A 12197-nucleotide genomic window follows, 5' to 3' on the forward strand; every position below is an offset into this window, starting at 1 on the left:
AGCTATGAGACTGGGGTTTCAACCCCTGTCGGACTATAGCTTTAAAAGAATCAATCACCTGTGCAAGCAGGGAAGAGATTTGGCGGTTATTGTGTTGAAGACTTGCGCGATCGCGCAATTTTCCAACTTAATAAAATAACCGGTAACATCCCCACTAAAACAATTGCCAATGCTGGGCCAGAAGCTTCAGCCAATCGCTCATCTGAGGCAAGTTGATAAGTTCGCACAGCCAAGGTATCAAAGTTAAAAGGTCTAATAATTATAGTAGCAGGTAACTCTTTCATTACATCAACGAATACTAACATCATGGCAGTTAGTAAACCTCCCGTCATCATTGGTGTATGAACTGTAACTAAAGTTTGCATCGGGCTATAACCCAAACTTCTCGCCGCATCATCTAAATTAGGCTTGATTTTGCCCAAACTTGACTCCACCGCATTTAAAGAAACAGCAAGGAAGCGAACTATATAAGCAAATACCAAAGCTGCGATCGTACCACTTAACAACAAGCCTGTAGAAATTCCAAAGTTTTCACGCATCCAACTATCAAATAGATTGTCAATTTTTCCAATGGGAACCATAATCCCAACTGCAATCACAGATCCAGGTACAGCATAGCCCATTGCCGCAACTCTAGTGCCTAACTGCACTCCTAAATTAGGATATAACCGTAACCCATAAGCCATAATCAAGGCAATAACTACGGCTAAAATTGCTGTCAGTGTTGCCAAAATTAAACTATGACGGGCAAATATCCAAAAGCGTTCATCTAAGGTGAGTTGCCAATTAGCTAAGGTCAACTTTACTAAAAGACATCCTGGCAATAAAAAACCCAAAAACAGCGGCATCAAACAAGCAGTTACCGCTAAGATTTCCCTAATTCCTTTAAGTTGATAAGTTTGTAGTTGGCGATAGCGGCTGCTAGCTTGATAATATTTAGTCCGACTCCGCGACCAGCGTTCTAGTAATATTAAACCCAGAACAAATAATAATAGCATCGCCGCTAATTGATTGGCTGCAATTCGTTCTCCCATGCCAAACCAAGTCCGATAAATACCTGTGGTGAATGTATCCACTCCAAAATACTGAACAGTACCATAATCGTTGAGAGTTTCCATCAAAGCCAGTGCTAAACCTGCTACAATTGCGGGTCTTGCCATTGGTAAGGCAACTGTCATAAAACTCCGCCAAGGGCTACAGCCAAGTATTCTACTAGCTTCTAGGGTACAAGTTGATTGCTCCAAAAAGGCAACTCTTGTTAATAGGTAGACGTAGGGATATAAAACTAAGATTAGCATTAAGATTGCTCCAGGGAGCGATCGCACGTTAGGAAACCAATAGTCTCCATAACTCCAGCCAAAAATAGAACGCAAAGCAGTTTGAACTGGGCCGGAAAATTCTAAAAAGTCTGTATAAATATAAGCTAGGACATAAGCTGGGGCAGCTAAGGGTAACAGTAATGCCCATTCAAATACGCGACTGGCCCGAAAGCGACACATTGTTACTAGCCACGCACATCCTACGCCAATCACGACAACACCCAAGCCTACACCGATCATTAACCAAAAAGAGTTGATGATATAACGGGTTAAAACTGTATCGGTTAAATGTTGCCATGTATCTTTAGCTTCAAAAAAGATACTGGATAAGACACTGATCACTGGTATGGCGATCGGCAATGCTAAAGCGATAATTGCAACTGTCCACCCACTCGCCGATAAACCGCGTAAGGTCGATCGCCATTGGATTGTCCTGATTCCTGTTTGCTGTAGTGATTTTTGGGAATTTTTCATCGCTAGTAAAAAGTCTAGCCTGCTAGTTTATCAGTAGTTGTAAACATTTGTCAAGCCTTTATGATAATTAATCTCACTAAACTGGTATATTGTAGAATAGTAAGTTGTTGATTATTTATAGCAATAATGGCTCGACCGATAATTCTGCATTTGGATGGTGTAACAAAACAGTATGCCCAAGCTGCATCACCTGCGGTGGCATCTGTCACCCTGACCTTACATCAGGGAGATATACTGGGGTTGTTGGGGCCATCGGGTTGTGGGAAAACAACGTTGCTGCGGTTAATTGCGGGTTTTGAACAGCTACAAGCAGGGACGATCGCCCTAGCAGGGAAAACTGTAGCCAGTGTTAATATGTCAGTCGCGCCGGAACAGCGAGACATTGGTATGGTGTTTCAAGACTATGCACTCTTCCCCCATTTGACAGTCGCGAAAAATGTAGCTTTTGGCTTGACACATCAAGGAAAAGAGTCAAAGCATAATATTCAGAAAGGTGTCACCGAAGCATTAGCGCTGGTGGGATTAGAAGGATTGGAAAATCGTTATCCCCATGAATTATCGGGGGGTCAGCAACAGCGAGTGGCCCTGGCCCGTGCTTTAGCCCCTAGACCTGCGATTATTTTACTAGATGAACCGTTGAGTAATTTAGATGTACAAGTACGGTTAAGATTGCGTCAGGAAGTCCGCGAGATTCTCAAAGCAACGGGAACCTCTGGTGTATTTGTCACCCACGATCGCGAAGAAGCACTTTCGATTTCAGATTGGGTAGCGGTGATGCGTCAAGGCCAATTAGAACAGTTTGGCACTCCAGAGGAAGTTTATCAAGAACCAGCATCTAGATTTGTGGCTGAGTTTGTGACGCAAGCTAATTTTGTGTCTGCATCGCTGAAGCAGGATTTTTGGGAAACAGAAGTAGGTTGTTTTGCTGTTAAACGAGATTCATGTTCACAAGTTCCCTGTGATGTTTCTACTCAAGGAGAATTGATGATCCGGCAGGAAGACTGGAGTTTATACTTAGATGAAGATTCGCCTGTTGTGGTTTGCGATCGTCAGTTTTTAGGCAGAGAAAATCGTTATTGTTTAAAAACACCTTCTGGCGAAAAGTTATATGCACTCACAACCACAGGGAATGTTTTTCCCATTGGTTCTAAAGTTCGGTTATCTTGTGGTGATAATTCTCCCTTAGCTTTCTTTGTCGGTAAGCCTAAGCCATAGCTAATGGCTAATTGCTAGTAGGGGAAAAATCCTCTCCCTCTTCCCATCTCGGAGTTTCCCCCTCTTCCTTCTTCCTTATACTGCCTGATAGGTTTTCTGTCTATCGCTGTTGTCAGGGAAGGGGCTAGTCACGATATCCTCTGCTTTTATACCCGCTGCAATCAGCGCTTGGCTTAGACCTTCCTCGAAGTTATCCTCTTCAATTACAACTTGATTATCGACTAAACGAGCATGAAACAGAATCGTGTCAATCCAGCGCTGTTTATCCCAGCCTGTAGCCAGAATCAGAAACTGACCCGAATCGACATCACAGACGGGGTAAAGCTGGATCGCTTGTAAACGGGGTTGGGTGCGAGTTGCTTCTTGCAGGGTTTTTTTGAGGATGTCTGCATAGCTTAGTGAGTTATCCATTGGAGAATCACCTCTTGACTTGGTTCGTAAACTAATAAGTTGATTTTATTTCGCTGGACGGCTAACTGAAAAATCGGTTTTTGAAAGTGTTTAATGTAGATGGCTTGGCTCACAGCTAAAAACAACTGACGCTCCGGTTCTTGGCCTTCCAATGCCCATTGGTAAAGCTGAAGCTGTCCCATCGTTTTTTCCAGTTCGCTGATGACTGAGGCTGAATCGAAGTCTTTGATTTCAACAGCGATTTTCTGCCCTTCTTTTTCCGCAGTAAAAAACTTTTCTGCTCCTAAGTCGGCTTTCAAAAGTGTCTGTTCTAACACTAAGACTAAAGGATCGTCCGTAATTGTCCACCCGTCTTTTTCGAGGGTGCGACGTAGAGAGAAGTGTAAATTATCGCGTCTAGACATTCGACATTCGAGAATTGAGGTTAGGAAAGATAAGCAGGGACTTTTTGAACTCCTATGTCTTGCAGATATCGCTTATTATGATATAGGGTAACACATCTGCGATACAATTTAAGTTATACGTCATATAAAACTGGTAGGGAGTTTAAATGGCAAGGCAACCAATTGTTCTCAATGGAATAGAGTTCAAATTCCAGAAAGATGCTATTGAACACTTCAGAAATATGTTGGAGCGCTATCGAAATGGTCAAAGCATAGCAGGTGATGATCGCGATATGTTACTAGCTCTTCTGGAGCGCCATCCTGAAGCAGATAAAAAGATTGGATGTGGTGTAAAACGTTTGTACAAAGATAGAACAGATATGCCGACAAGTTGCTTTTGGATAGAAAGAACAGATGGCTCTCGAACGGATTTTTCTTATCGCACAGCGATTTCTGCTAAAGTAAAGTCTATTGATCAAGATTTTTTAGAAGCCTGCCGTGCTGCTGTTCAAGATGATCTTCGGCTAACTAAAAAAATATTCTTTGAAAAGTTTGCCGATCAGGATGGAAGAGTTGAATGCGATATTACTGGTGATAAAGTAGCTATTTATGAGAGCCATCTTGACCATAAAAAGCCCTTGACATTTCAGGTTCTTGTGAACACTTTTATTGGCGCTAATGATATTGAAATAAAACCTGAAATGTTGTTAATGTCCCAGGATGCCCAGTTTCAAACAACTATGATTGATCAAGAGTTAAAGGATAAGTTTCGACGATATCATCATAAAATGGCGCAGCTTAGGGTTATTAAAGCGGAACAAAATCTTAGTCTTGGCGGCTCGGAGAGAATTCGGAAGAGCCGTAATCCTGTATTGATTCCTAATGAACTTGTAGGTGACTGACGTATCACATCCCTGTGGGAGTGGATTGACTCAGATTTCTGGTGCATCGCGAATTTTTCTGGCAGCCACTCAACAGGAAGGTTACATTTTTTCCCGACAGGTGAAATGCGATCGCCCGCAACTCCTTCCCACCGATCGCCCTCTTTTCCTATCCTAAAAAAATACAGCCACCACCAAGGATCAAATCAGATCCGGATCGATCGCCAATATGCCACCAACCCCGTCAGCAACGAATTCCCCTAGCTATCCCACCACTCTAACCATTGCTGAGTCTGATTTTGATAACTGCCTTCCCATAGGCCCCATTTTACTCCCATAAGTTCGATCGGCTACTGAAGGAAACGATATTACAACATAAAAGCCTTTCATCCCGGTGACTTTAGTCTGGGGATGAAAGGCTTTTGCACGTTTTGACCAGCCTTCAATCTGGTTGGTTTGACAGATTTAAGCTAATTTTATTCAAATGAAAGTATGTTAAATTTCGGACTTCTGTCCTTGCGATTCTGGCACAGCAACTTCTGAATCCGGCTGATTCAGAGCCATTTCTAGAGATTTTGCAATCTCGACTGGCTCAGGAGTACGCTTAGAAAATCCCCAGACAAACATCAAGACGATACTGGAAACTAGCAGCCATTGCGGCGGAACTAAATCGGGATTAATTACTTTCACCAACAATCGCATTCCCACGAACCCAACTGTAATGTAACCAGCACTTTCTAGGTGAACGAACTCATCCAGCCAGCGGATGAACAACCCTGCCATGAATCGCAGGGCAATAATTCCAATAGTAGCGCCTGTTACGACGATAAAAGTGTCGTCAGAAACAGCGATCGCAGTAGTCACGCTATCCAAAGAAAACGCTAAATCCGTAAAAGCAATCATGGGAATTGCTTGCCACACAGTCGCAAATCTGGGCCCGTGATGTTCTCCTTCGGAGTCTGTCTCTGAAGTAAAATGTTGGAAAACAAGCCACAGCAGGTAGAGAGCACCAAGCAGTTCAAACTGCCAGTATTGGATCACCCAAGTAGCAGTTAAAATTAGGGCGATCCGCAGTACAAAAGCAATTATCAAACCCAAGTTGAGAGCTTTTTGCTGATCCTTGGCATCTTCTAAACCTTTAGAAATAGAGGCCAGGGCGATCGCGTTGTCAGCCGAAAGTACAGCCTCCAAAGCCACCAAAACCAACAATAAGAAAAAGCCGTCAACTCCAAAATTGGGTGTAGCGTCGAGAAATTGATCTATCATTAACTATTTTGTGCACCTAAGATTGGCAAGGGTCGAGCGCAGCGCAAATTACCCGCTCTGTCTAACATTAGTTTCACCTTCACTTAAATCTTAACCTAACGCGGTAATTCTGTGGGAGGCGATCGTCCCAACAACCTCCGAAGGAAGCAGTCCCAGGAAACAAGGAAAAATTCTGGCGTTGCACAACTTGAGGAGGCTTCTTGTGGGTTAGGCGTTCCGCCTGCTGCGAAAATACACGCCTTCGGGCTCATGGGCCCATCCCACAAAACAATCAAAATCATCCCGCAATTATCCAACACCAAAATTCTCCCCCTCCGACACTCAAAAACTCCGCCACTGCGCCACTGCGCTACTGCCCCACTCCTCCCCGGACGCACCATTTGTGTTGCAAGTTGTAACAAATGATTCCCAAAAGCGCCAATTTGTCTCAAATTGGTGAAAGCTCGTCCCCGCGAAAAGGAGTTTTGCGAATATGTCTTTAACAGATACCCAAGTCTACGTAGCGCTCGTAATTGCTTTGATTCCCGGAATCTTGGCTTTCCGGCTGTCAACTGAACTGTACAAATAGTTTCCAGACAACAGTTGCGAACCGCAAAACGCCTGCCTGAGCAGTTAAATCTCTCGCATTACAGATACAGACAATTGCTGCCCCAGTGCAGTAGATTGTTTGTGTTCAGCAAGACGAGACTGCAAGGGCAGGCATTTTTATGGGGAAATTCCGTCTTCAGGCGTCACCTTTGTCTCAACAATTTTGGCTGTCAGCACCCTGACAAACAGCGGCGAGTGTGCGTTAAGCTCAGAATTTGCTCTGTTGAACTCTAAAACGTCAGTCTCAGGTATTTGAAAAAAAATTATGCAAGCGATTCAACCCCCCGTTACCCCACTGCGTCCCGTAAAAAAATCCCCTCGGGTTACTCCTCGTCGCAGCAGCCGCCAGCGTTCCTACCCTCACCAAACCCTCGCGGCCGAAACAGGGGTCAAGTTGGCAGTCAACATGGTACTTTCAGTCTGTGCCACTTCTGCTTTGCTTCAGCTTTGGCCTCACTACCGGGCGGTGCAAGAAAAATTGCACGAAATCCAAGCTGAAGTCAATCTTACCCAAGGGCGAGTCGATCGCTCGCGATCGGATTTTAACCGCTACTTTGACCCTAGTCTTGCTAAAACTGTGATGCAAGAGCAAAGCAACCAAGCTGACCCGCAGCAGCGTCCGGTGATTTTGCAAGAACCCAATGTACCCGAAGCCGAGGAATCAACCCCCCAACCTTAAGGGAACGGCTGTTTTGGGTTTTGATATCACGTCCGATGTGCATCATTCTTGTATGTCATTGGTTCGCACAGCGAACAATTACAGATGAATATGTCGGACGTGATATCACTTTTAAGGATCGCGAATTAAATAACTTACAATTTTAATTGTTATTGTGGGATGGGCGTCCCGCCCGTCCACTCATGACGGGCTATAAGAGCCCATCCCACTTTCAAGAGTGGAAGTTATTTAATTCTCATTCCTAAGTAAAAAATTTTTTAGATCATTCTTGTCTGTCGTGGCGAAGCAAACGCAGAGACAGACAGACCTGCGTATTGTCACCTGCTGCAAGCTCAAAACTGCAAACTCCGGCTTATACTGACTTGGCCAGCACGGTTTTTTCTTTCAGTAGTTGCAGTGCAGCTTGATATTGCAAGTCTGCTGCGGTGCCAATCTGATCGCGCGCGATGGGTTCCAAAGGTACTACGCGATCGGGCGAAATCCCCAGCTTGTTAATATCTTTATGGTTAGGCGTCTCGTACTTAGCAACAGTCACAGCCAACCCGGAACCGTCAGACAAATCAAACAGCGACTGAATCAGCCCTTTGCCAAAAGTCTTTTCTCCTACCAGTTGAGCTCTGCCGTTATCTTGCAGCGCACCCGCCAAAATTTCGCTAGCACTGGCAGTTCCCTTGTTCACCAAAACAATCAGCGGATCGTTAGTTAGGGCTTCTCCAGACGCTTCAAAACTGCCGAGAATGCCTTGTCTGTTCACCGTGTAGACGATCGTCCCGGAATCGAGCCACAAGCGGGCAATTTCAATCCCTGCTTGCAACAGTCCGCCCGGATTGTTCCGCAGATCGAGAATGTAGGCGGCGGCTCCTTGTTTTTCCAAGCGGTCGATCGCATGAGCGACTTCCTCAGTAGCGTTAGCGCTAAATTGACTCAAGCGAATGTAGCCCACCGGCAAATTTTCCGACCCCGACTGCAATTCCGCGTAAACCGGATTCAGAGCAATGCGATCGCGCACTAGCTCAATGTCCTCAGCAGCGTCCCTTCCCTCGCGCCCCAAGGTGAGGGTAACGGGAGTGCCGATGCGGCCGCGCATTCGAGTTGCAGCCTCGTCTAGGCTCAATTCTGAGGTGGGAGTGCCATCAATTTTCAGAATGCGATCGAGGGGTTGGATACCAGCTTTATCCGCCGGTGAGCCGGCCAAAGGAGCCACCACTGTCAGGGTATTTGTCTGGGGGTCGATCGCAATTTGCAGCCCCACACCGGTCAATTCTCCCGAAGTGTTGACCTGCAAGCTGCGGTACTGTTCGGGTTTCAGCAGTCGAGTGAACGGGTCATCGAGATTCGCCAGCATCCCCTGAATCGCCGTGTAAGTCTGCTGTCTGTCGTTAAGCGGTTGCTTGACAGCTTTTTGGCGAATCGACCACCAGTTTTGAGAGTTAAAGCTGTCGTCCACATAAGAGCGATTGACAATTCGCCAAGCTTCGCTCAATAGCTGCTGTTCTGGAGTCAGCGCCGCCGCAGGCTGCGCCCACCCACCTAGAACTAGGACGACTTGGAGGCAAAGTACAATAGCAATCTGGGAAACTCGTCTGTGCATGATTTTTCTGTAAAATACCAGTAAGTATTACATTTTATAAAACATACCCTGAAAACCCTGTGACTTTAGTCCAGGGATGAAAGGGTTTTGCAGGATTTATCCTGCCTAATCTCTTTGTGCCTCAATGTAGGGTTTAACGGTTTCCGTGCCAATATTCCCAGCAGTCGAAACAAAATAGGTAGGTGTCCACAAAGTAGGCAATTTAAGGAGTTCAGGAAACTCCTTTCTCAAATGATGTGACAATTCCCGCATCCAGGATACCCGCCACGTGATTCATCCGTCCAGAAATAAAAAACCTGTATCAGATGAAACTTGCCGAACGTATTTATCCGTGGGGTCGCCTCTAAAATCTAAAATCTAAAATCTAAAATCGATTGACGCTCTTCCCTTAATCTTCCTGATAATTGTAGCCCGGTCATCTATTGGCTTAGCATTGATAAACAGATGAACGTGATCCGGCCTAATCTTCATCGTGATGATGCACCATCGGTTTTCATTGCAGACATCGCAAATAATCTGTTGCAGTCGCTCAGCAATTGAACCAGTCAACACTTTTTTCGTTTTTTGGGAATGAAAACCAAGTGATAGTTTAGTAGAGAGACGGCGTTGCTCTCATGTCTGTACTCATCAGGAGAAAATTTAGCCATATTCATTGACTTTTGTTTACGCCTACTGTAGATTAAACGCAAGACAAAGACAAGAGGTGAACTGCAATTGTTGACCAACTTTGCTTACAAGCTGCGTCCCAATCAAAGCCAAGCCTCAAAAATGTCAGCTTGGGTAGATATGCTTAGAAGCCACTACAACTGGTGTCTGAATGACAGAATTGTCCAATATAATCAACAATTCATCCAAGGTAGTTACTGCAACATTACAACTCGTGGCGAAGCTTCACCGCTAACTTGTTTTGTCAGCAAGAACGGTGCAACTGGGAATCCTTGGAAAGATTCTAGATTTGATAAGGATGGCCACACTAAAAATCCCCGTCGAAGTGCGACGGACATTCAGATTACAGCGCTACCACAACTGAAAAATGCTAGACCTTGGTACAGTGGAGTAGACTCAACAGTTCTACAGCAGAATGTTAAACGCCTAGACACTGCTTACAAGAATTTCTTTGAAGGTAGGGGCTTTCCTAAATTCAAAAACCGAAGTAATTTTACATCTTTTACCTGCGTAATGGGTGTAAAAATACAAGAAAATAAAATCTATCTTCCTAAATTAGGTTGGATGCGATTTTATAACTCGCGTCCAATTCCCAAGGGGTTTAGCATTAAGGCTTGCACCGTTAGAAAGCGTCAAGATGGTTGGCATATTTCTCTCAGGATAGAAGATAAATCCGTTCCTGAATACAGGGCTAGACCTCTCGAACAAGTGACCAAGATAATAGGATGCGATTTAGGAATTACTAAATTGGTTCATTTGTCTGACGGGTATCAGATTGAAAACCCTAAATTTTCCACAGCTAAAAAAACTAAGCGGACTCTGAAAATCAGACAGAGACGGGTTAGCCGCAAAGCTAAGGGAAGTAAAAACCGCCACAAGGCAATTAAAAAAGTAGGGCGTTTTCATAAAATAATTAGTAACAAACGTCAAGCACACCAATGGAAAGTTGCGAATAAAATTGTGTCTCGCAATATTGACGCAATCGCTTTAGAAGATTTGAATATTACTGGAATGATGCGTCGATGTAAAGTAAAAACTGATGAAAAAACAGGGAGGTTTCTTAAAAATGGACAATCAAGAAAGAAAGGATTGAACCGTGCTATATCTGATGCGGGTTGGGGTAATTTGATTCTGAAGATCGAGTATTTAGCTGCAAAGCAAGGCAAGGTCGTAATTAAAGTTAGCCCCAAATACTCCAGCACTGAATGCAGAAGTTGTGGACACATTGACAAATCCAATAGAGAGGGTGAAAAATTCATCTGTGTTGAATGTGGGTATCACGAACACGCTGATATTGGTGCAGCAAAAACCATCAGAGATCGAGCCTTGGAAATAGTACGTGGGGACTCCGCGAAACTTGGTGTTTGTCACCTAAACGCCCAAAAAATATCATCACGCTCAAAGAGCAAACGTGGTGAGTTTGGGAACCTTGGCAACAAGGATATTAGGGCCGAAATGCCTTAAGAATCACCGTGGATGCAAGCGCGGGGAGTGTCAAGTATTTTAGGTTTGTACGCTGGGAACGCTGTTGCAGATTTAACTCAGATTTGTTTCCCGACGGTCAGTCCCGAAGGCACTCGGATGTTTAGAAGAATCCTCGCCGTAGAACGGCGAGGAGTTGTCAACTACAAAATAGCAACTCGTCCAGTCGGTGCCAGCTATGTCCCCACAGAAACCATTAATTCTTGATTTTGCCAAGACAGACGCGATGAAAGTGATTCTCCCGCGCCCCGCAATCCTGTCGAGTCACGGCGCAAAGTGGCAAGGAATTCATGTCGAATATCACTGTCAGCCACCAAACGAATGTCCCGAACACTGTCTCGAACAGCACACGGTTGGCTTGATGCTCAATTCAGCCACACTAAAAGGAACAGTGAACGGGAAAAACTGCGGTAGCGAATCGTGGCAAAGCGGGCAGATGTTCATCGCTGCTGCTGGTACTTATTTCCAGTCAGTTGCAACCGGAGACTATGAATTTATGGCGATCGCTCTTGAACCTACCGACTTCGACAATACAGTTGGCGAATCGATCAATTCAAATTCCATTGAAATTATACCGCAATGGCAAACCCGCGATCCGTTGGTTCACGGAATTGCCTGGGCTCTCAAAACCGAACTAGAATCAGGCGGATTAAACGGTACTCTTTATGTCGATGCACTGAAAAACGCGCTTTCACTGCACATACTGCACCGATATGGCGCGAAAAAACCTAACCGGCGAGAGGTTGGAGGCGGTCTTGATCCCGGCCAATTGCAGCTAGTTATTCACTACATTAATGAATTCATAAACCGAGATTTGCACTTAAGTGAACTTGCTAATTTAGTGAACATTAGTTCTTATCATTTCAGCCGTATGTTTAAACAATCGACTGGATTCACCCCCCATCAGTACGTGACCCACTGCCGAATTGAAAAAGCAAAACAGTTGTTGAAAAAGCCGAAGTTATCAATAAAATATATCTCCCAGCAAGTGGGATTTCACGACCAAAGTCACTTTAGCAAGACATTCTGCAAAATTGTCGGTGTGACTCCTAAGAAATATCGCGATCGGCTTTAACAAAACTCAAGCCTCAGTCACATTAAAAGCAGTTTGTAGTTGCCAAGTATTTTTGCCTAGGGCTTGCGGGGATTCAGAAACCGGGTTGTTTTCCCGATCGGGAAACCTGTGTATTTTGGTACAAAACCCGGTTTCTTTGGTATTTAGGCGTAAGTTTTGTCGTATAA

Annotated in this window: 13 protein-coding genes and 1 pseudogene; 8 read left to right on the top strand and 6 right to left on the bottom strand. The window is 44.6% G+C overall.

Features of this window, described 5'->3' with window-relative positions; genetic code table 11:
- Nucleotides 1–86: 86 nt before the first annotated feature.
- Nucleotides 87–1793 (bottom strand): iron ABC transporter permease, encoded by a 1707-nt coding sequence (locus tag QUB39_RS12125; RefSeq protein WP_333051757.1) that lies wholly within the window; start codon nt 1791–1793, stop codon nt 87–89.
- Nucleotides 1794–1919: 126 nt separating this feature from the next.
- Here QUB39_RS12125 and QUB39_RS12130 point away from each other — a divergent pair, with 126 nt between their 5' ends.
- Nucleotides 1920–3008 carry an ABC transporter ATP-binding protein gene (locus QUB39_RS12130; RefSeq protein ID WP_333051761.1) on the top strand — a complete coding sequence of 363 codons (1089 nt, stop codon included), beginning with the start codon at nt 1920–1922 and terminating at the stop codon, nt 3006–3008.
- Between the two features lie 75 nt (nt 3009–3083).
- On the opposite strand, the gene QUB39_RS12135 is transcribed toward QUB39_RS12130, so the two are convergent.
- Both QUB39_RS12135 and QUB39_RS12140 read right to left on the bottom strand, forming a co-directional pair.
- Nucleotides 3084–3419, bottom strand: coding sequence for an element excision factor XisI family protein (locus tag QUB39_RS12135; protein WP_333051764.1), 336 nt, complete (start codon nt 3417–3419; stop codon nt 3084–3086).
- A complete protein-coding gene (locus QUB39_RS12140; RefSeq protein WP_333051766.1) occupies nt 3404–3823 on the bottom strand; it encodes a XisH family protein in 420 nt (139 codons plus the stop codon). Before QUB39_RS12140 ends, QUB39_RS12135 begins: the two co-directional genes overlap by 16 nt.
- A gap of 146 nt (nt 3824–3969) precedes the next feature.
- On the opposite strand from QUB39_RS12140, the gene QUB39_RS12145 reads away from it, so the two are divergent.
- Nucleotides 3970–4704: a DCL family protein gene (locus QUB39_RS12145; RefSeq protein ID WP_333209854.1), complete on the top strand. Its 735-nt coding sequence runs from the start codon at nt 3970–3972 to the stop codon at nt 4702–4704.
- Nucleotides 4705–4729: 25 nt separating this feature from the next.
- A complete protein-coding gene (locus QUB39_RS12150; RefSeq protein ID WP_333270215.1) occupies nt 4730–4861 on the top strand; it encodes a hypothetical protein in 132 nt (43 codons plus the stop codon).
- Nucleotides 4862–5178: 317 nt separating this feature from the next.
- On the opposite strand, the gene QUB39_RS12160 is transcribed toward QUB39_RS12150, so the two are convergent.
- Nucleotides 5179–5949, bottom strand: coding sequence for a DUF475 domain-containing protein (locus QUB39_RS12160; protein WP_333209852.1), 771 nt, complete (start codon nt 5947–5949; stop codon nt 5179–5181).
- Nucleotides 5950–6421: 472 nt separating this feature from the next.
- Between QUB39_RS12160 and psaM the strand changes: the two genes are divergently transcribed.
- Complete coding sequence (gene psaM, locus QUB39_RS12165; RefSeq protein ID WP_015174804.1) at nt 6422–6517, top strand: photosystem I reaction center subunit XII; 96 nt, start codon at nt 6422–6424, stop codon at nt 6515–6517.
- Between the two features lie 285 nt (nt 6518–6802).
- A complete protein-coding gene (locus tag QUB39_RS12170) occupies nt 6803–7216 on the top strand; it encodes a slr1601 family putative cell division protein (RefSeq protein WP_333051777.1) in 414 nt (137 codons plus the stop codon).
- A 352-nt stretch (nt 7217–7568) separates the two neighbouring features.
- Here the strand turns inward: QUB39_RS12170 and ctpA are convergent, their stop codons facing one another.
- Nucleotides 7569–8807, bottom strand: a complete 1239-nt coding sequence (gene ctpA, locus QUB39_RS12175) for a carboxyl-terminal processing protease CtpA (RefSeq protein WP_333209850.1) — start codon at nt 8805–8807, stop codon at nt 7569–7571.
- 105 nt (nt 8808–8912) lie between these two features.
- Nucleotides 8913–9371, bottom strand: a pseudogene (locus tag QUB39_RS30580) (transposase); the annotation flags it as partial.
- A 150-nt stretch (nt 9372–9521) separates the two neighbouring features.
- On the opposite strand from QUB39_RS30580, the gene QUB39_RS12185 reads away from it, so the two are divergent.
- The 3 genes from QUB39_RS12185 to QUB39_RS12195 are packed head-to-tail and all read left to right on the top strand — an operon-like array spanning nt 9522 to nt 12030.
- On the top strand, nt 9522–10937 hold the full coding sequence (locus QUB39_RS12185; protein WP_333231243.1) for a transposase: 1416 nt from the start codon (nt 9522–9524) through the stop codon (nt 10935–10937).
- Between the two features lie 12 nt (nt 10938–10949).
- Nucleotides 10950–11162: a hypothetical protein gene (locus tag QUB39_RS12190; RefSeq protein WP_333051786.1), complete on the top strand. Its 213-nt coding sequence runs from the start codon at nt 10950–10952 to the stop codon at nt 11160–11162.
- A complete protein-coding gene (locus tag QUB39_RS12195; RefSeq protein WP_333051788.1) occupies nt 11134–12030 on the top strand; it encodes an AraC family transcriptional regulator in 897 nt (298 codons plus the stop codon). Before QUB39_RS12190 ends, QUB39_RS12195 begins: the two co-directional genes overlap by 29 nt.
- The last annotated feature ends 167 nt before the right edge of the window (nt 12031–12197 follow it).

The organism is Microcoleus sp. AT8-B5 (assembly GCF_036705565.1).
GTDB lineage: Bacteria > Cyanobacteriota > Cyanobacteriia > Cyanobacteriales > Microcoleaceae > Microcoleus.

Bases quoted from the DNA above. Each gene is read 5' to 3' on its own strand.
- QUB39_RS12125 (WP_333051757.1), bottom strand. From the start codon at position 1,793: ATGAAAAATTCCCAAAAATCACTACAGCAAACAGGAATCAGGACAATC.
- QUB39_RS12140 (WP_333051766.1), bottom strand. From the start codon at position 3,823: ATGTCTAGACGCGATAATTTACACTTCTCTCTACGTCGCACCCTCGAA.
- QUB39_RS12195 (WP_333051788.1), top strand. From the start codon at position 11,134: ATGTCCCCACAGAAACCATTAATTCTTGATTTTGCCAAGACAGACGCG.
- QUB39_RS12135 (WP_333051764.1), bottom strand. From the start codon at position 3,419: ATGGATAACTCACTAAGCTATGCAGACATCCTCAAAAAAACCCTGCAA.
- QUB39_RS12170 (WP_333051777.1), top strand. From the start codon at position 6,803: ATGCAAGCGATTCAACCCCCCGTTACCCCACTGCGTCCCGTAAAAAAA.
- QUB39_RS12130 (WP_333051761.1), top strand. From the start codon at position 1,920: ATGGCTCGACCGATAATTCTGCATTTGGATGGTGTAACAAAACAGTAT.
- QUB39_RS12190 (WP_333051786.1), top strand. From the start codon at position 10,950: ATGCAAGCGCGGGGAGTGTCAAGTATTTTAGGTTTGTACGCTGGGAAC.
- QUB39_RS12160 (WP_333209852.1), bottom strand. From the start codon at position 5,949: ATGATAGATCAATTTCTCGACGCTACACCCAATTTTGGAGTTGACGGC.
- ctpA (WP_333209850.1), bottom strand. From the start codon at position 8,807: ATGCACAGACGAGTTTCCCAGATTGCTATTGTACTTTGCCTCCAAGTC.
- QUB39_RS12145 (WP_333209854.1), top strand. From the start codon at position 3,970: ATGGCAAGGCAACCAATTGTTCTCAATGGAATAGAGTTCAAATTCCAG.
- psaM (WP_015174804.1), top strand. From the start codon at position 6,422: ATGTCTTTAACAGATACCCAAGTCTACGTAGCGCTCGTAATTGCTTTG.